Raw genomic sequence first — 18,196 nt, 5'->3', positions numbered from 1 at the left:
ATGGATTGCTTCGCGGAGCCTGTCATCGGGCGGGCATTCGCCCGACCCGTTGGCTCGCAATGACGATGCAACTGATCCCATCATGCTTCAGTTTTGTTTGAGCATCCCTTTGGGAATCAAGCTCTTCAGCTTGTCCATGTCGTGGATGTTCATCTTCATGCCGCCGGGCATCACAAAGTCACCGGGCTTCTGATCGGGTTTGCAGGCGCCCAGCCACTTCGCTTCGACCGTCGTCACGTGATCGCCCTTCATCGCCGCGGTGCCGCCCTCGCTGTGAGAGGTCGACATCATGGTGTAGGCAGAGTTGAAATCGCCGGTGATTTCGGAATGCGACGTGATGGAGACGCCGGCGACGCCGCACACGGAATCGCTGACATAGCCGGTCGCGGTCTTTTGAATATCCCTTTTGGAGCAGATTTCCTTGGCCAGTGGCGTGGCCGCGGTGCTCATCTCCTTGTCGGTGGTCTCATCGGTGCACTGCTGCATCGTCATCTCGGGCATCGGCGAATTGCTCCGCTGCATCTTCATTTCCCACAGCCCGGGCTTGCGAATCGGAAGCTCGTCGGCGCCGGCCGGACCGGCCGGCAGCAGCGTCAGCAGGCAAGACGCCAGACCAAATGACAAAATCCGCCGGATCATCATCAGCGCGTTCCCTTGCGTCTCGTCGAATGTACGGGTGCGAAGTACCGGGCGCCCGTCAGTAGCGGGCGCGCAGCGGCCGATCGACGGCGGCGTACGGCAACCAACGGCAGGAGAACGAGATGTAGCCGCCATAATGGGCCTCCACGGCCAGGAATTTCACGACCTTGCCGTAAGACGCACAATGATTGATCGCCAGCGCGCGGATATCGATCTGGCCGGTCAGCGGATAGGCGATGATGCCGCCGGTGTCGTTGCCTTTGAACGGCGGCACGGTATCGGCATCGGCCCGCGCCGGCGTCAACGCCAGCATCCCGCATCCGGCAACCAGGCCAGCAGCAAACAGGCTCTTGGCAACCAAACGCTTGGCAACCAGGCTCTTCGCCCCAATCATTCGCATCGCAGTCTCCATTTCGCTGGAGCGCACCTTAAAGCGCATCCGCCGCCATGAAAAGAACGGCTGGCGCTTCGCCGCCGGGTTATCGGCAGGTGTTGCCGCGTTGCACTTGACCTTATCCGGGCTTCACGGCACCGTCCCCGCTTCAGATCATCGGGCGGATTACCCATGCACGACCTCGTACCATCCATCAAAAAGGCTGGCCTCTCACGTAGCAGCCTTGGTCGTAGCAGCCTTGGTGCCGCGCTCGGCGTCCTGATGGGGCTGTTCGCGTTCGGGCAGGCGGCCGAGGCGGCCAACCCGTTCGAACTGAATTTCTGGCTTTCCGGTCCGCGATATGATGGCCGTGTCGCCCCTTGCGAAGCCGCGCTGTCGACGATCTCTTCGGAGTTCCGGGAAAAAGAAGGCAAGTTCTGGAATTCAGACCTACAGATCACGGGCTTTGGCGATATTCGCGAGACCGCGTTCCGGCCCTGGCAATCCGACAATATTCCGCGCCGCTATTGCAGCGCCGCCGTCATGCTGACCGACGGCAAGCCGCGCACCGTGCATTACTCGATCGTCGAAGATGGCGGGTTTGCCAGTATCGGCCAGGGCGTCGAGTGGTGCGTCACCGGGCTTGACCGCAACTGGGCTTACGGCCCGGCCTGTCGTGCCGCCCGCCCCTGAATTGTCGCGTCACTTTCCGTGGTGACGCTTTTCGTGATGGCCGTTCTATAGCCTCGCTCTGGCTCTACTTGAGCTTTCCTTGAGCTTTGATCGGCTTCCCGCTATTTTGTTCTTGAAATGTTCCGATCGCCTGCTAGGCTTCCGGACGTTTCGGGTATGGGAGCGTTTGTGATGTCTAATGTTTCACGGAATTGGGGCTCGAGACTGAGCTCCTGCGGCCTGATGGTCTCTTGCGGCCTGATGATCTTGGCGTCGCTGATCGGAACCGGCGCGGCATCGGCGCAGGATCGCCGCCAGAATAATCCGGGCGAGTTCGACTATTACGTATTGTCGCTGTCATGGTCGCCTTCATTCTGCGAAGAGGCCGAGGAGCGCGGCAGTGGCGGGCGCTCGCAGCAGCAATGCGGCGGACGGCCGTTTTCCTTCGTGGTGCACGGGCTGTGGCCGCAATATGAGCACGGCTTCCCCGAATATTGCGATCGGTCCTCGGAATGGCTTGATCGCAAGATCATGACCTCGATGCTGGACCTGATGCCGGCACCCGGGCTGATCTTCAATGAATGGAAGAAGCACGGCACCTGTTCGGGCCTCGAGGCACGGGCCTATTTCGAAACCATCCGCAAGGCGCGCGCCGTGGTCAAAATCCCCGAGGAATATCTCCAGCTCTCCGAGACCAAGACGGTGGCGCCGGCCGATATCGAGGCCGCCTTCGTCAAGGCCAATCCCGGATTGACCACCTCGGAGATGGGCGTCACCTGCAACCGGAGCCGGCTCAGCGAAGTGCGGGTATGCTTGACCAAGGACCTGCAATTCCACCCGTGCGAGGAAATCGCAAATCGGAGCTGCCGGCGCGACCAGGTATCGATGCCGCCGACGCGGGGCGGTTAACCTCGGTCTTTGCCGTCATGCCCGGGCATAGCCGTCCGAAGGACGGCGTCGCTCCCGCTCGCCTATGACCCGGGCATCCACGTCTTCCCTGTTTTTTGGCTAAAGACGTGGATGGCCGGGACAAGCCCGGCCATGACGGGTAGAAGACGTCGGATGAACTACCGTCACGCCTTCCATGCCGGCAACTTTGCCGATGTCGTCAAGCACATCGTGCTGGTGCGCATTCTGACCTACCTGCAGGAAAAGCCGGCGGCGTTTCGCGTCATCGACACCCATGCCGGCGCCGGGCGCTACGACCTCACCGGTGAGGAGGCGCAGCGTAGCGGCGAATGGCTCACCGGCATCGCGCGGGTGATGCAGGCGCGATTTTCCGAAGCCGCAAGCCCCCTGGTCGCGCCCTATCTCGACATCATCCGGGCCTTCAACCCGCCACGCGAACTCAAGGCGTATCCGGGATCGCCGCTGATCGTGCGCGCGCTGCTGCGGCTGCAGGACCGCCTCACCGCGTGCGAAATCGAACCGAAGGCCCGCAAGCACCTGATCGCAGCGCTGCGCCGCGATACCCAGGCCCGGGTGGTCGACCTCGACGGCTGGATGGCGTTACCGGCCTTCGTGCCGCCGAACGAGCGGCGTGGGCTGGTGCTGATCGACCCGCCCTACGAGGAAAAGGACGAATTCGCGCGGATGGCTTCCGGCTTCGCGGAAGCCTTCACGAAATGGCCGACCGGCAGTTATTTGTTGTGGTATCCGGCGAAAAGCCGCCGCGCCACCGACGAGCTGGCGCGCCATGTCGCCTCGGTGGCCGCCGGCGGGCCATCGCCCGGAAAGTGCCTGCGCCTGGAATTCAGCGCAGCACCCCAGGCCGCGGACGGCGCCCTGGTCTCGGCCGGCCTGCTGCTGGTCAACCCGCCCTGGAGCCTCGCCAGCGAACTGAAGACGATCCTTCCCGAGCTCGAAAAACCGCTCGGCCAGGGCGGCGCCGGCCGATTCAGGCTCGAAGTGCCCAAACCTTAAATCCGCCCTGGAGCCCACGGCCACACCCGTATTTGCCCCGGTGTGGAAGTCCATTTGAGCCGTAGGCAATTGGCGGAAAACCGTATTATGCTCCCTGCCATTGGGACTGGCTTTACGTTCCGCTTCCGCGAATGGTAGCGGCGGAGTGATTAGGCCTCGAATTTTTTTCAAGACGGATCGGCGACCCCGCCTAATCCGCAACAGATGGCCAAGCTTTCCGGCAGCGAATGTCCGGTCGGCCGATACGCGAGGTGCGTAGCGGCGGAGCAATGCGGGGGAGTTTCCCGATGGCCATGACGGGGACGGTCAAGTTTTTCAATGCGGAACGCGGCTATGGCTTTATCAAGCCCGATGACGGGGGTCGCGATGTGTTCGTTCACGTCACCGCGGTCGAGCGGGCAGGATTGAAGGATCTGATCGAAGGACAGCGCATCACATTCGAGGTCGAACCGGACAAGAAGGGCAAGGGCCCCAAGGCGGTCGATCTGGTGATTTCGTAAAATCTGACTGTTGCCGCTCAAGACGCATGTACGCGTTATCGGTGCGGGCTAAGCGCTTGAGACATTCCCCGGATGCTGCGCAGTACGCCGCATCTTGCGGCGTGGTGCGCTGCTGATCCGGGGTCCGCAGTTCAGGCTTTGCCGTAGTCTGGGTCCCGGCTCTGCGGAGCAACGTTTCACGTTGCACCGCGTCCGGGACACGATGGATCGCGCCATCGTCCATAAAAAAATCCCGGCCGCGACGCGGCCGGGAGGTTGTTACGCGAAGTTTCTTGGTGTTCAGAAGTGATAGTTCACGCCGGCGCGCACGACGCCGAACTGGTAGCCGTTCGACGCGCCGGTGATCGAGAAACGCGAGTCCGAGAGATCGACATAGAGATATTCGATCTTGGCGCTCCAGTTCTGGGCCAGGCCGAATTCCGCGCCGACACCCGCGGTCCAGCCCGCATTGGTGTGGGATTCCGACAGACCGAAGGTCTCGCCGCGCAGCTCGCCGAACGCCAAACCGCCGGTGCCATACAACATGATGTTGTTGAAGGCATAGCCGACCCGGCCGCGCACCGTTCCGAACCACGGGTTCGAGAATTTCCAGGGCGCAAAGGTATCGTCGGCGGCGGTCGCCTGCAGATCGCCTTCAAGGCCGAACACCATTCGACCCGATTGCCAGTTGTAGCCGGCCTGAACGCCGCCCTCGAAGCCGGACGGGTTGGTGACATTGTTATCGACCGAGCCCCAGTTATAGCCGAGGTTGGCGCCGAGATAGGGACCGGCCCAGCTATAGGCATTGAGCGGCTGATTGACGGTGTAGGGAGCGTAGGGAGCGGGCGCTGCATAGTCGGCCGCCTGCGCCGACGCCGTCCATCCGGCTGCGATCAATACGGCGGCGCCCCAAACGATCCTGCTCATCTTTACTCTCCACTACGCAACTGCCGTAATCGCCGACCGGCAACGCTGGTTGCGGCTTCGGATGGTTACGGAATTCCACTTTTTACTGATAAGATTTATCGAGACTTTTAAGTTAAAGGGTTGTTAAGGGCCGCCGGCTGCCGATTCTCATTCTTAAGAAAGCGTTACGATCGCGGTTCCGGCGCCCCCGCCCACCGACCGCGCGGCAGTTCCGCTACCCCCGCCGCACCGCTGGCGATGCGGTCTCCAAGCCCTTATTTTGAGCCCATGGATAGCGACCCGACCGACAGCCCCAGCAGCGCGGACCTGCAACCGGACGCCCGGACCGCCCGGCGCGGTTCCGAATTGGCGCCCGAACGGGCGGATGTGCCGTCGAAAGGGTTGTTGCAGCCGGATTTGGCATCCCAAAATTTGGCACCCCAAGATCTGGCACCCCAAGATCTGGCCTCCCAGGATCTTCCAGCAGGCGACACCGATCCGGCGACGGCCGCCTCCGAGGACGATGACGAGGCGCGGCTGCCCGATCTGGCCGAAGAGACCATCGAGCCGATCCCGGAAGGCCGGCTCGCGGTCGGCCACGCCGCGATCGAAAACGCGATGCGCCTCGCGCCGACCTCGCCCGGCGTCTACCGCATGCTCAATGCGGCGAGCGACGTGCTCTATGTCGGCAAGGCCAAGAACGTCCGCAAACGACTGTCGTCCTATGCCCGGGTCTCGGCGCCGCAACCGGCGCGCATCCTGCGGATGATCGCGGCCACCGTCACCGTCGAGATCATCTCGACATCAACGGAAACCGAGGCGCTGCTGCTCGAGGCCAATCTGATCAAGCAGTTGCGCCCTCGCTTCAACGTGCAACTGCGCGACGACAAATCGTTTCCTTATATCCTGATCACCGGCGATCACTGGGCGCCACAGATCCTCAAGCATCGTGGCGCGCAGTCGCGGCCCGGGCGTTATTTCGGGCCGTTCGCGAACGCCGGCGCGGTAAATCGCACCATCACGGCGCTGCAACGCGCCTTCCTGATGCGCTCCTGCACCGACCCGTTTTTCGAAAGCCGCAGCCGGCCCTGCCTGCTGTATCAAATCCGGCGCTGTTCGGGGCCCTGTACCCGCGAGATCGATTTTCCCGGCTATACCGAACTGGTGCGCGAGGCGACGGATTTCCTGTCCGGCCGCAGCCGCGCGGTGAAGCGGGAACTCGCCGGCGAGATGGAAAAGGCCTCGGCCGAACTCGAATTCGAAACCGCGGCGCTGTATCGCGACCGGCTTGCGGCGCTGTCGGCGATCCAGTCGCAGCAAGGCATCAATCCGCGCACCGTCGAGGAAGCCGACGTGTTCGCGATCCATCAGGAGGGCGGATATTCCTGTGTCGAGGTGTTCTTCTTTCGCACCGGACAGAACTGGGGCAACCGCGCCTATTTTCCACGCGCGGAGAAAACCTTCACCCCGGAAGAAGTACTGGCTTCGTTTCTGGCCCAGTTCTACGACGACAAGCCGCCGCCAAAACTGATCCTGCTGTCGCACAAGATCGAGGAAGGCGAATTGTTGGCCGACGCGCTGTCGGTCAAGGCCGGCTTCAAGGTGGAAGTCTCGACGCCGCAGCGCGGCGAGAAGAAGGAATTGATCGGCCACGCTTTGACCAATGCCCGCGAGGCGCTCGGTCGCAAGCTCGCCGATACCGCGACCCAGAGCCGGCTGCTGCAGGGCATGGCAACCACGCTCGCACTGCCGAAAGATTTGCGCCGGATCGAGGTCTACGACAACAGCCACATCCAGGGCACCAACGCGGTCGGCGCCATGATCGTGGCCGGGCCCGACGGCTTCATCAAAAACCAGTACCGCAAGTTCAACATCAAGTCGGAAGGGCTGACGCCGGGCGACGATTACGCGATGATGCGCGAGGTGCTGCAGCGCCGTTTCAAGCGGCTGATAACGCCGGCGGTCGAGGGCGATGCCGCCAAACCAAAACCCGACGACGATTCGTTTCCGCAATGGCCCGACCTGGTGATCATCGACGGTGGCCGCGGCCAGCTCAATGCCGTCAGGGAGATTTTCGAGGGCCTCGGGTTGACCCAGGTGTCGCTGTTGGCGGTCGCCAAGGGGCCCGATCGCGACGCCGGCCGCGAAACCCTGTTCATGCCGGATCGCGAGGCCATCAAGCTGGAACCGCGCGATCCGGTGCTGTATTTCATTCAGCGGTTGCGCGACGAGGCGCACCGTTTCGTGATCGGCTCGCACCGCAAGCTGCGCAAAAAGGACATTCGCGAGGCCGGTTTGCAGGAGATTCCGGGGATCGGCCCATCACGGAAGCGGGCCTTGCTGCATCATTTCGGAACATTGAAGGAGATCGAACGGGCCTCGATCGCCGACCTCGGCAAGGTTCCCGGCGTCAGCGCGGAAAGCGCACGCAAGATTTTCGAGTTTTTCCACGCCCAACCCAATTAGAGCGTTTTCGAGCGAAGTGGGCACCGGTTCGCGTGAAGAAACGCGTCAAAACAGAAGACTGGAGCCCCGTTCCGATTCCATCGGAACGGAAAAGGCTCCAGAAGCAGGCGGCTGTTTGAGCATGATCTTTTCGCAAAACCGGTTCCCACCCCCGGGTCATGCGCTGGACAGCGGCTGGCGTTACATTTAGGTCATCTCCCACGGATCATGTGCCTCGCCCGGTTGACGTAACTGCCCCAGCGGTATTGGTAAGACGGATGAACATCGCGACCAACAAGGCCCAGGCCAAGGGACAGCCAAAGAGCCTGTCGCTGCCGAATATTCTGACCTACGCCCGGATCGCCGCCATTCCGGTGGTGGTTGGCTGCGTGTTCGAAGAATCGATCATGGAAGGCCCGTTGTGGCTTCGCTGGATCGCTTTGGCCGTGTTCATTGCCGCCGGAGTAACCGACTATCTCGACGGCTATTACGCGCGCATCTGGGACCAGCAATCCGCCTTCGGCCGGATGCTGGATCCGATCGCCGACAAGCTGTTGGTCGCCTCCTGCCTCTTGATGCTGGCGGCGGACAACAGCATCCATGGCTGGACGCTGTGGGCCGCGATCGTGATCCTGTGCCGCGAAATCCTGGTGTCGGGACTGCGGGAATATCTCGCCGCTTTGCGCGTCAGCGTCCCCGTCACCAAGCTTGCGAAATGGAAGACCACCCTGCAACTGGTCGCGATCGGGTTTTTGATCGCGGGCGAAGCCGGCGAGCAGATCCTGCCCGCGACCACGCTGATCGGCATCGTGTTGCTGTGGACGTCGGCGCTGTTCACGATCTACACCGGCTGGGACTATTTCCGCTCCGGCATTCACCATCTCATCCAGGAAGATGAGGGATGAAGGTCAAGTATTTCGCTTGGGTGCGCGAACGGATCGGCAAGGCCGAGGAAACGCTCGAGCCGCCGGCCGATGTGCGCACCGTCGGTGAACTGATCGGCTGGCTGGCGCAGCGCGGCGAGACGTATGCGTATGCCTTCGAGACGCCGCGGGTGATCCGCGCCGCGATCGACCACACCCATGTCAAGTCCGATGCGATGATCTCGGGCGCCCGCGAGATCGCTTTCTTTCCGCCGATGACCGGGGGTTGATACCCCTCATGGCCGCCAACGCAACCATCCGCATCCAGCAAGCCGATTTCGACGTCGGCCACGAGATCGCGGCGCTGACCAAAGGCCGCATCGATATTGGTGCCGTAGTCAGCTTCTCCGGCATCTGCCGCGGCAGCGAAAACGGCGAGCCGATCGCGGCGCTGACGCTCGAGCATTACCCTGATATGGCGGAAGCTGAAATCAAGCGGCACGCCGATGAGGCGATATCGCGCTGGCCGCTGAGCGGCCTCACCGTCATTCATCGCGTCGGCCGCATCGTGCCCGGCGAAAATATCGTGCTGGTGCTGGCGGCCTCGGCGCACCGGCAGGCGGCGTTCGAGGCGGCGGAATTCCTGATGGACTACCTCAAGGCCAACGCGCCGTTCTGGAAGCGCGAGGAAAGTACCGCGGGCACCAGCTGGATCGAGGCGCACGACCACGATGACGCCGCCGCCGCGCGCTGGACCAAATCCTGATGGCCAAACGCGCCACCAAAGCCGCCAACAAGGCTGCCAAAAAGGCTGCCAAAAAGGCTGCGCCGCGCCGTCGCGCCGGATCGAAGGTCCCCAAGGTCGCCAAGGTCGCGGCCGGCGAGTTGCTGACGCTGCTCGACTTCGTCCGCTACGCGGTCAGCCGCTTCGTCGAGGCCGATCTGGTGTTCGCGCATGGCACCACCGATCCGGTCGCCGAGGCCGCGTTTATCGTTTGCGAGATCCTGCATCTGCATCCCGACCAGTTCGAGAATTTCGCGACCGCGCGGGTCACTGCGGCGGAAGCCAAATCAATTCTCGATGTGATCGCGCGCCGGGTTTCGACCCGAAAGCCGGCCGCCTATCTCGTCAACAAGATCTACATGCGCGGCCTGCCGTTTTATGTCGACGAGCGCACCATCGTGCCGCGCTCCTTCATCGGCGAATTGCTGGACCAGCATTTCGGCGGTGCGACCGATGACGAAGATAGCGCGCTGATCGACGATCCTTTGTCAGTGGAAAGCATGCTCGACCTCTGCACCGGCTCGGGATGTCTTGCGATCCTGGCCAGCCGGAATTTTCCCAATGCCGAAATCGACGCGGTCGACATCTCAAAGGATGCCCTCGAAGTGGCAGCGCGCAATGTCGGCGATTACGGCCTTCAAGACCGGCTGACCTTGCACCGCGGCGACCTGTTCAAGCCGCTCGGCGGCAAGCGCTACGATTTGATCATTTCCAATCCGCCCTATGTCGATGCGGAAGGCATGGCGGCGCTGCCGCGCGAATGCCGCACCGAGCCCAAAATCGCCTTCGACGGCGGCGCCGATGGGCTCGATATCGTCCGCCGCATCCTGAACGAGGCCGGGCGGCACCTGACGCCGCAGGGCGGCCTGTTGTGCGAGATCGGCCGCGGCCGCGGAACGGTTGAGGATGCCTTTCCGCAACTGCCGCTGTTGTGGCTCGATACCGAGGACTCCGACGGCGAAGTGTTCTGGATTGCTGCCGCCGATTTGTAAGTGGCGCCACCCCTCGCCCGGGTTCGCTGCGCCGCAAATCCGGGACGCGAGGCTAAAGCGATGGGCCGACCCAGCAACATTTAGCAACGATCGGTCCCCTGGATTGCACACCCGGGATGGTTCCGGCCGCCCCGCAAAGAACACTAGCGTTCCGAATCAACATTAATGCTATGGTTGCAATGCTTTGGGGGAGCGTTGCGCGCCGCATGATCCGCATTTCCACGATTTTCATCGCCATTTGCATGGTGCTGGTCGCAGCCTCGCTTGGCCTCGTTTTGTATTCGATGGCGGGTGTCAGCGGAACGGAATCCGCGATCGTGGCGCTGACCGCGCTGACCTTCCTGATCCTCTACAACGCCGTGTCGATGCGGCTGCGCGATCGCACCGACGTCGGCAGCCAGATCGCCGACCTGTCGCGCGGCACCGCCGACCTCGCCCGTCAGGTCGCCGAATTCGGGCGCCGGCTGGCCGCCGTCGAAGGCCGCGTGACCTCGGCCAATTCGATCGGGGCGGACCGCATCCAGGCCGTCGTCGGCGAGATCAATGAGTTGGGCGGGCTGGTCAAGCAACTCGCAGCCTCCGTGGCCACCCATGACGACCAGCTGTCATCGGGCGCGCTGATCGCGGCGGCGCCGGCCAACAACGCCGAAAGTGGCGGACAACATGAACTGCCGCCGCCCGGTGTCGAGATCGGCACGATGGCGGCCACCGCCGCGCCGGCCGCCATCATCGCCGAACCCGCGGCTTCCCCAAGCCAGGCGCAAGTGCTGGCGGCGGTGAAAAGCGCGATCGAGGAAAACCGGCTCGATCTTTATCTGCAGCCGATGGTGAGCCTGCCACAACGCAAGGTGCGCTTCTACGAAGCGGTCACCCGGATGCGCGACGGCAGGGATCAGATCATCACCGCCGACGATTTCGTCGGCATCGCTGAAGCGGCCGGGCTGATCGGGCGGATCGATCACATGGTGATGCTGCGTTGCGTGCAGGTGCTGCGCCGGCTGATGGTGCGCAACAAGGAGGTCGGGGTGTTCTGCAATGTCGCCGCGGCGACGCTGGCGCATCCGGCCACCTTCGCGCAATGCCTCGATTTCCTGGAAGCCAATCGCGCGCTGGCGCCCTCGTTCGTGCTGGAATTCAAGCAGGCGACGTTTCGCAATCTGGGCCCGACCGAGATCGAACATCTGGCGGCGCTGGCGCAGCGCGGATTCCGTTTCTCGATGGACCACGTCACCGACCTGCGGATCGAGCCGCGCGAACTGGCCGATCGAGGCGTCCGCTTCATCAAGGTGCCGGCGGCGCTGCTGCTCGATCAGCGCCAGAGTTCGGCGTCCGACATCCACCCTTCCGATCTTTCCGACCTGCTCGGCCGCTTCGGCATCGATTTGATCGCGGAGCGGATCGAAGGCGAACGCGCCGTGGTCGACCTGCTCGATTACGACGTGCGGTTCGGACAGGGCTTCCTGTTTGCGCCGCCTCGGCCGTTGCGGCCGGAGGGAGCATCTGCTACCGGCGGGGCGCCCGCCGGCAACGGGCAGGACGCGAAAATCCAGAACTCCTTCAAAGAAGACTCTTCCAAATCTCCTGACAGGGCTCCCGATTCCAATGGCACCGGCAAGAAAGCTTCGATCGATGCTCCGGCCATCGATACTCCCAGGGCATCCGGGGTCGCCGCCTTGGCGCGCCGCATCGCCGGGCCGGGCTAAGCGGCGACAGCGGCGATGACAACCCTTCGGTTTGCCGAGCAATTGCGCGATCTGGTTGCCGGCGTCGATGTGCTGCTCAGCGACATCTGGGGCGTGGTTCACAACGGCCTCGTCGCGTTCCCGGAAGCCTGCGAGGCGCTGCATACTTTTCGCAGCCGCGGCGGCACCGTCATTCTGATCACCAACGCGCCGCGTCCGGCCGATTCGGTGCAGCGGCAATTGCGCAAGCTCGGCGTCGCCGACGACACCTATGACGCCATCGTCAGCTCCGGCGATCTGACGCGGCAATACGTCGCCGATCATCCGGGGCGGAAAGTGTTCTGGCTCGGCCCGGAACGCGACAATTCGATCCACCGCGGGCTCGATCCGGTGCTTTCACCGCTGGAGCAGGCCGACTACATCATCTGCACCGGCCTCTACGACGACGAGACCGAATCCGCCGAAGACTATCGCGGCATGATGCTGCAGGCGCGCGAACGCAAGCTGACGCTGATCTGCGCCAACCCCGATATCGTGGTCGAACGCGGCGACCGCCTGATCTACTGCGCCGGCGCGATCGCCGAGCTCTACCGCGAGCTCGGCGGCGAGGTGATCTTCTACGGCAAGCCGCACCGGCCGATCTATCAACGCGCGATGCAATTGGCCGCCAAGCATCTCGGCCGTCCGGCAGAGCTCAGCCGCGTGCTGGCGATCGGCGATTCGGTGCGCACCGACCTGGCAGGCGCCCATGGTTTCGGGATCGATTGCCTGTTCGTGACCCGCGGCATCCACGCCGAGGATTTCGAGGGCGTCGATCAACTCGATCCCGCCTCGGTCAAGGAACTGTTCGGCCACCCGCCCCGCGCGCTGACGCGGGAATTGAAGTGGTAGGGCGATCGACGCCGAAACGTAGACCTTCACCACTTTAGATCATCATGATTTCATGACCGTCATGGCCGGGCTTGTCCCGGCCATCCACGTCTTAAAACCGTCACCGCACCAAAGACGTGGATGCCCGGGACAAGCCCGGGCATGACGAACTTTGATGCTTGCCACTTGGTAAGATCAGGCAGCGCGCCTTACGCGCTCGCCATGTCGGGGAAGACCGCTTCGATCTTGGTCTTCAAGGTCGCGGCGTTGAACGGCTTGACGATGTAATTGTTGACGCCGGCCTTCTTGGCCGCGATCACGTTCTCGGTCTTGGATTCCGCCGTGATCATGATGAACGGCGTGGTGGCGAGATTGGGATCGGCCCGTACTTCGCGGAGCAGGTCGTAGCCGGTCATCGGCTCCATGTTCCAGTCCGAAATCACCAGGCCGTATTTCTTGCCGCGCATCTTGTTCAGCGCCGCCGAGCCGTCACTGGCATCGTCGATATTCTCGAAGCCAAGCTGCTTCAGGAGATTCCGGATGATGCGGATCATGGTGTTGTAGTCATCCACCACCAGAACCGACATCGACAAATCAACCGCCATTGGATCCCCCACACGACACTACGCGAACAAGCCTGCATGGGACCGAGATGCCCCGCAGTTCGCCTTCAGCAGTAGCATCAGCCATTAAACAGCCCGTTAACCGGCCATCGGCCGAATGCATTGCTGCCCCGAGCCGGACGCCGATCCGGCGGCGGCTTGACTTCGCGGGGGCCGCCACGTCACGGTCTTCCCCACCCGTCCGACTTAAGTTGAAGAATCCCGAAAATGACGCCTGATTTCATGGTTATCCGCGATTCGACCGCTGCCGCCGCGATCCCCAAGGGGACTGTGGTCGCGATGGGCAATTTCGATGGCGTTCACCTCGGCCACCGGGCCGTGATCGAGGCCGCCCTGGCAATGGGGCGCGCCCACGGCAAGCCGGCGCTGGCGGTGACGTTCGAGCCCCATCCGCGCAGCTTTTTCAGCCCGAATTCTCCCCAGTTCCGGCTGACCGACGAGGCCGGAAAGCTGCGGCTGCTGGCCGGGACCGGCCTGGCCGGCGCCGTGGTCATGACGTTCGACAAGGCCCGCGCCGGGACCACAGCGCAGGATTTCATTCACCATGATCTGATTGAGCGGCTCGGAATCAGCGGTATCGCGGTCGGATATGACTTTCATTTCGGCAAGGGCCGGGTCGGATCGCCGAGCCTTCTGGTCAGCGAGGCCCCCCGGCTCGGCATCGAGGTCGATGTCCAGCCGCATATCGATATCGCGGAGCGGCCGGTCTCCTCCAGCGCGATCCGCATGGCGCTGGCCGAGGGGCAGATCGATGACGCCACCGCGATGCTCGGCGGCCCCTGGTTCGTCCATGGCGAGGTGATCCATGGCGCGAAGCGCGGCCGCGATCTCGGCTATCCCACCGCCAACATCCGCCTCGACAAGAATTGCGGTCTCAAGCAAGGCATCTACGCGGTGCGGGTTGGCCGCGGCCAGGGAAAGGATCAGGTACGGTTCGACGGCGTCGCCAGTTTCGGCCGCCGCCCGACCTTCGACAATGGCGCGCCGCTGCTCGAGGTTTTCCTGTTCGATTTCAAGGGCGATCTCTATGGAGCGGCACTGGACGTGGCCTTCATCGGCTTCATCCGCGAGGAACTGAAGTTCGACAACATCGAGGCGCTGGTGCGCCAGATGGACGACGATAGCGCCCGCGCCCGCGCCGCGTTGGCGGCTGCCCCGGGAGCTTTCCCGAGGCTTGGAGCGATCGCCTGAGCAGGGGCAGACGGTCACCCGAAATACGGCCCGGCCGCATTTGACGACGTCATCCTGAGGTGCGAGCCCTTGCGAGCCTCGAAGGATGTTGTTCCGCGCAGTGCGTGCGGCTCATCCTTCTAGGCCCGCCGAAGGCGGCGGGGCACCTCAGGATGACGTCAATACCCCTGCGGCGGCCCTTTGCGCTTCCCCCGGCCGGCTGCTATGGAAAGCCCCATGTTTGCGCGGCGCACCATAAGCATTAGCGGCCCGGCTTCTGCCTGAGCTTCGGCTCGGCGGAAAACCGGGACCTGCCCCATTCATCCGCGATTCCCTCGCGTTCCAGCGCCCTTCGAGCCAAACCAGAGCATTCATGTCCGACAAGCCGCAAAAATCCGACGCCAAAAAATCTGAAGTCCAGAAATCTGAAGCTCACGACTATTCCAAGACCCTGTTCCTGCCGCAGACGGAATTCCCGATGCGCGCCGGCCTGCCGCAGCGCGAGCCGGAAATCCTCAAGCGCTGGAACGAGATCGGCCTCTACGACCGCCTGCGCAAGGCTGCCGCCGGCCGTGCCAAATTCGTGCTGCATGACGGGCCGCCCTACGCCAACGGCAACATCCATATCGGGCATGCGCTGAACAAGATCCTCAAGGACGTGGTGACCAAGAGCCAGCAGATGCTGGGCTTCGATTCCAATTACGTGCCGGGCTGGGACTGCCACGGCCTGCCGATCGAATGGAAGATCGAGGAGGAGAACTACCGCTCCAAGGGCAAGCAGAAGCCGGATTTCCGGGATTCCGCCGCGATGGTGGCGTTCCGCCGCGAATGCCGGGCCTATGCCAACCATTGGCTCGACGTGCAGCGCGAGGAGTTCAAGCGGCTCGGCATCATCGGGGACTGGGATCACCGCTACGCCACCATGGATTATTTCGCCGAAGCCCAGATCGCGCGCGAGCTGATGAAATTCGCGGCCAACGGCACGCTCTACCGCGGCTCCAAACCGGTGATGTGGAGCGTGGTGGAGAAGACCGCGCTCGCCGAAGCCGAGGTCGAATACGAGGACTACACCAGCGATACCGTCTGGGTGAAGTTTCCCGTCACAAATCCGGCGCATGGCGCGCTGGCCTCCGCCTCGATCGCGATCTGGACCACAACGCCGTGGACCTTGCCGGGCAACCGCGCCATCAGCTTCTCGCCGAAGATTGCCTATGGCCTCTACAAGGTCACGGACGCCGCCGCCGACAACTGGGCCAAGCCGGGCGATCTTCTGATCCTGGCGGATGCGCTGGCGGAAAGCGTCTTCAAGCAGGCGCGCGTCACCGCCTATGAAAAGGTTCGCGACATTCCGGCCGACACCCTCGATGTGGTCGAATGCGCGCACCCGCTGAAGGGTCTTGATGGCGGCTACGAATTCACCGTTCCGCTGCTTCCCGGCGACCACGTCACCGACGATACCGGTACCGGCTTCGTGCACACCGCGCCCGGCCACGGCCGCGAGGACTTCGACGTCTGGATGTCGAATGCGCGCGAGCTGGACGCGCGCGGCATGAACACCACCATCCCCTACACCGTCGATGAAAACGGCGCGCTGACCAATCAGGCGCCGGGCTTCGAAGGCAAGCGCGTCATCAACGACAAGGGCGAAAAGGGCGACGCCAACGAGGCGGTGATCAAGGCGCTGGTTGAGCGCGGCATGCTGCTGGCGCGCGGCCGGCTCAAGCATCAATACCCGCATTCGTGGCGTTCCAAGAAGCCGGTGATCTTCCGCAATACGCCGCAATGGTTCATCGCGATGGATAAGGATATTGCCGATGATGGCAATGCCAAGTCCGGCGACACCCTACGCGCCCGCGCGCTGCAGGCGATTTCGGTGACGCAATGGGTGCCGCAGTCGGGCCAGAACCGCATCAACGGCATGATCAACAGCAAGCCGGATTGGGTGATCTCGCGCCAGCGTGCCTGGGGCGTGCCGATCGCGGTGTTCGTGCGCGAAAAGGGCGATGGCTCCGCCGAAATCCTGCAAGACGAGGCCGTCAACGCCCGCATCGCCGATGCCTTCGAGAAGGAGGGCGCCGACGCCTGGTACATGGACGGCGCGCGCGAGCGCTTTCTCGGCCCGCACGCCAATGAGGAATGGAAGAAGATCGACGACATCTGCGACGTCTGGTTCGATTCCGGTTCGACCCATGCTTTCGTGCTCGAAGACCCCGTGCACTTCCCGGGCCTTGCCGGCATCAAGCGCAAGGTCGATGGCGGCGGCGACACCGTGATGTATCTGGAAGGCTCGGACCAGCATCGCGGCTGGTTCCAGTCGTCGCTGCTCGAAAGCTGCGGCACCCGCGGCCGCGCGCCGTTCGACGTGGTGCTGACGCATGGGTTCACGCTCGACGAGAACGGCCGCAAGATGTCCAAATCCGTGGGCAACACCGTCGAGCCGCAAAAAGTAATGAAGGATTCCGGCGCCGATATCCTGCGGCTCTGGGTTTGCGCCACCGACTATGCCGACGACCAGCGCATTGGCGCGGAGATCATCAAGAACACCATCGAGACCTATCGCAAGCTGCGCAACTCGATCCGCTGGATGCTCGGCACGCTGCATCATTTCAAGCCGGACGACGCGGTCGCGGTCGCCGAGATGCCCGAACTGGAGCGGCTGATGCTGCATCAGTTGGCCGAGCACGCGGCGATCGTGCGCACGGCCTATGCCGAGTTCGACTACAAAACCGTGGTCGCGAGCCTTGCTGCGTTCATGAACACCGAACTGTCGGCGTTCTATTTCGACATCCGCAAGGACACGCTGTATTGCGACCCGCCATCGTCATTGGCGCGCAAGGCGGCGCTGACCACGATCGACATGATCTGCGATGCGATCCTGAAATGGCTGGCGCCGGTGCTGTCGTTCACGACCGACGAGGCCTACCGGATGTACCGGCCGGACGCCGAACCCTCGGTGCATCTGACCTTGTTCCCTGAGGGACTCGAGGCATTCCGCGATGACGCTCTGGCCGCGAAGTGGGAAACCATCCGCAACGTCCGCCGCGTCGTCACCGGCGCGCTGGAAGTCGAACGCGCCGCCAAGCGGATCGGCTCGTCGCTGGAGGCCTCGCCGCTGATTTACGTTTCGGACCGGGCGATTTTGAGCACGCTGTTCGACGTCGACGTCGCCGAAGTCTGCATCACCTCGAATTACGAAGTGAGAGAGGATGAAGCGCCCACCGATGCGTTCCGGCTGAAAGATGTGCCCGGTGTCGCCGTGGTGGTCGAAAAGGCCGTCGGCATCAAATGCGCGCGTTCCTGGAAGATCCTGCCTGACGTCGGCGCGGATCCCGAATACCCCGATGTCTCGCCGCGCGATGCCGAGGCACTGCGAGAATGGAAGGCGTTGGGAGTTTCGGTTTGAACGCTCACCTCCGCCCCGGCGTGATTGCCGCCGTCGCCGTGCTGGTGCTCGACCAGCTGACCAAGCTCTGGCTGCTGTACGTGTTCGACATCGCCCATCGCGGCGCGGTGACGGTCACGTCGTTCTTCGACCTGGTGCTGGCATGGAATCCGGGGATCAGCTTCGGCTGGTTTCAGAACGACGGCACCACCGCCCAGATCGTCCTGATGCTGGTCAAGGCGGTGGCGGTGATCGTCCTGGCGGTCTGGATGGCGCGGTCGCGAACCCTGTTGGCCACCCTGGCGCTCGGCCTGATCATTGGCGGCGCCATCGGCAACGCCATCGACCGTTTCGCCTATGGCGCGGTGGTCGATTTCGCCCTGTTCCACGTCC

Annotated in this window: 18 protein-coding genes; 14 read left to right on the top strand and 4 right to left on the bottom strand. The window is 63.2% G+C overall.

Annotated elements, in window-relative coordinates; all coding sequences use genetic code 11:
* Nucleotides 1–87: 87 nt before the first annotated feature.
* Nucleotides 88–639, bottom strand: coding sequence for a DUF3617 domain-containing protein (locus GSQ88_RS06325; RefSeq protein ID WP_159006591.1), 552 nt, complete (start codon nucleotides 637–639; stop codon nucleotides 88–90).
* Nucleotides 640–697: 58 nt separating this feature from the next.
* On the bottom strand, nucleotides 698–1,033 hold the full coding sequence (locus GSQ88_RS06320; protein ID WP_159006590.1) for a hypothetical protein: 336 nt from the start codon (nucleotides 1,031–1,033) through the stop codon (nucleotides 698–700).
* Between the two features lie 261 nt (nucleotides 1,034–1,294).
* Here GSQ88_RS06320 and GSQ88_RS06315 point away from each other — a divergent pair, with 261 nt between their 5' ends.
* From GSQ88_RS06315 to GSQ88_RS06300, 4 genes are all read left to right on the top strand, one after another.
* On the top strand, nucleotides 1,295–1,705 hold the full coding sequence (locus GSQ88_RS06315; RefSeq protein WP_174247938.1) for a hypothetical protein: 411 nt from the start codon (nucleotides 1,295–1,297) through the stop codon (nucleotides 1,703–1,705).
* A gap of 222 nt (nucleotides 1,706–1,927) precedes the next feature.
* A complete protein-coding gene (locus tag GSQ88_RS06310) occupies nucleotides 1,928–2,593 on the top strand; it encodes a ribonuclease T2 family protein (RefSeq protein ID WP_159006589.1) in 666 nt (221 codons plus the stop codon).
* A 153-nt stretch (nucleotides 2,594–2,746) separates the two neighbouring features.
* The gene (locus tag GSQ88_RS06305) at nucleotides 2,747–3,607 is read left to right on the top strand and encodes a 23S rRNA (adenine(2030)-N(6))-methyltransferase RlmJ (RefSeq protein WP_159006529.1); all 861 of its coding nucleotides are present in this window, start codon (nucleotides 2,747–2,749) and stop codon (nucleotides 3,605–3,607) included.
* Between the two features lie 287 nt (nucleotides 3,608–3,894).
* A complete protein-coding gene (locus tag GSQ88_RS06300; RefSeq protein WP_159006528.1) occupies nucleotides 3,895–4,107 on the top strand; it encodes a cold-shock protein in 213 nt (70 codons plus the stop codon).
* Nucleotides 4,108–4,386: 279 nt separating this feature from the next.
* Here GSQ88_RS06300 and GSQ88_RS06295 read toward each other — a convergent pair whose 3' ends face one another.
* Nucleotides 4,387–5,013 carry an outer membrane protein gene (locus GSQ88_RS06295; protein WP_159006527.1) on the bottom strand — a complete coding sequence of 209 codons (627 nt, stop codon included), beginning with the start codon at nucleotides 5,011–5,013 and terminating at the stop codon, nucleotides 4,387–4,389.
* Nucleotides 5,014–5,280: 267 nt separating this feature from the next.
* On the opposite strand from GSQ88_RS06295, the gene uvrC reads away from it, so the two are divergent.
* The 7 genes from uvrC (at nucleotide 5,281) to GSQ88_RS06260 (ending at nucleotide 12,649) form a co-directional block, all read left to right on the top strand.
* Nucleotides 5,281–7,458 carry an excinuclease ABC subunit UvrC gene (uvrC, locus tag GSQ88_RS06290; protein ID WP_246735094.1) on the top strand — a complete coding sequence of 726 codons (2,178 nt, stop codon included), beginning with the start codon at nucleotides 5,281–5,283 and terminating at the stop codon, nucleotides 7,456–7,458.
* A gap of 257 nt (nucleotides 7,459–7,715) precedes the next feature.
* Complete coding sequence (pgsA, locus tag GSQ88_RS06285) at nucleotides 7,716–8,342, top strand: CDP-diacylglycerol--glycerol-3-phosphate 3-phosphatidyltransferase (protein ID WP_159006526.1); 627 nt, start codon at nucleotides 7,716–7,718, stop codon at nucleotides 8,340–8,342.
* Nucleotides 8,339–8,590: a molybdopterin converting factor subunit 1 gene (gene moaD, locus GSQ88_RS06280; RefSeq protein WP_159006525.1), complete on the top strand. Its 252-nt coding sequence runs from the start codon at nucleotides 8,339–8,341 to the stop codon at nucleotides 8,588–8,590. Before pgsA ends, moaD begins: the two co-directional genes overlap by 4 nt.
* Nucleotides 8,591–8,598: 8 nt before the next feature.
* Nucleotides 8,599–9,066: a molybdenum cofactor biosynthesis protein MoaE gene (locus GSQ88_RS06275; protein WP_159006524.1), complete on the top strand. Its 468-nt coding sequence runs from the start codon at nucleotides 8,599–8,601 to the stop codon at nucleotides 9,064–9,066.
* A complete protein-coding gene (prmB, locus tag GSQ88_RS06270) occupies nucleotides 9,066–10,076 on the top strand; it encodes a 50S ribosomal protein L3 N(5)-glutamine methyltransferase (RefSeq protein WP_159006523.1) in 1,011 nt (336 codons plus the stop codon). The genes GSQ88_RS06275 and prmB overlap by 1 nt, the downstream gene beginning before the upstream one ends.
* 206 nt (nucleotides 10,077–10,282) lie before the next feature.
* On the top strand, nucleotides 10,283–11,779 hold the full coding sequence (locus GSQ88_RS06265; RefSeq protein ID WP_159006522.1) for an EAL domain-containing protein: 1,497 nt from the start codon (nucleotides 10,283–10,285) through the stop codon (nucleotides 11,777–11,779).
* A gap of 15 nt (nucleotides 11,780–11,794) precedes the next feature.
* On the top strand, nucleotides 11,795–12,649 hold the full coding sequence (locus tag GSQ88_RS06260) for a TIGR01459 family HAD-type hydrolase (RefSeq protein ID WP_159006521.1): 855 nt from the start codon (nucleotides 11,795–11,797) through the stop codon (nucleotides 12,647–12,649).
* Nucleotides 12,650–12,837: 188 nt separating this feature from the next.
* Here the strand turns inward: GSQ88_RS06260 and GSQ88_RS06255 are convergent, their stop codons facing one another.
* Nucleotides 12,838–13,233: a response regulator gene (locus GSQ88_RS06255; RefSeq protein WP_100386047.1), complete on the bottom strand. Its 396-nt coding sequence runs from the start codon at nucleotides 13,231–13,233 to the stop codon at nucleotides 12,838–12,840.
* 225 nt (nucleotides 13,234–13,458) lie between these two features.
* Between GSQ88_RS06255 and GSQ88_RS06250 the strand changes: the two genes are divergently transcribed.
* The 3 genes from GSQ88_RS06250 to lspA form a co-directional block, all read left to right on the top strand.
* Nucleotides 13,459–14,442, top strand: a complete 984-nt coding sequence (locus GSQ88_RS06250) for a bifunctional riboflavin kinase/FAD synthetase (RefSeq protein WP_159006520.1) — start codon at nucleotides 13,459–13,461, stop codon at nucleotides 14,440–14,442.
* Nucleotides 14,443–14,794: 352 nt separating this feature from the next.
* On the top strand, nucleotides 14,795–17,824 hold the full coding sequence (ileS, locus tag GSQ88_RS06245) for an isoleucine--tRNA ligase (protein WP_159006519.1): 3,030 nt from the start codon (nucleotides 14,795–14,797) through the stop codon (nucleotides 17,822–17,824).
* Nucleotides 17,797–18,196: signal peptidase II (lspA, locus tag GSQ88_RS06240; protein WP_159006518.1), on the top strand; the 400-nt coding region annotated here is incomplete at its 3' end. The genes ileS and lspA, both read left to right, overlap by 28 nt.

Origin of the sequence: Bradyrhizobium sp. S69 (assembly GCF_009766005.1) — a bacterium.
GTDB lineage: Bacteria > Pseudomonadota > Alphaproteobacteria > Rhizobiales > Xanthobacteraceae > Bradyrhizobium.
The sequence above is the reverse complement of the archived record's forward strand: the minus strand, read 5'-3'. Positions and strand labels throughout refer to the sequence as shown.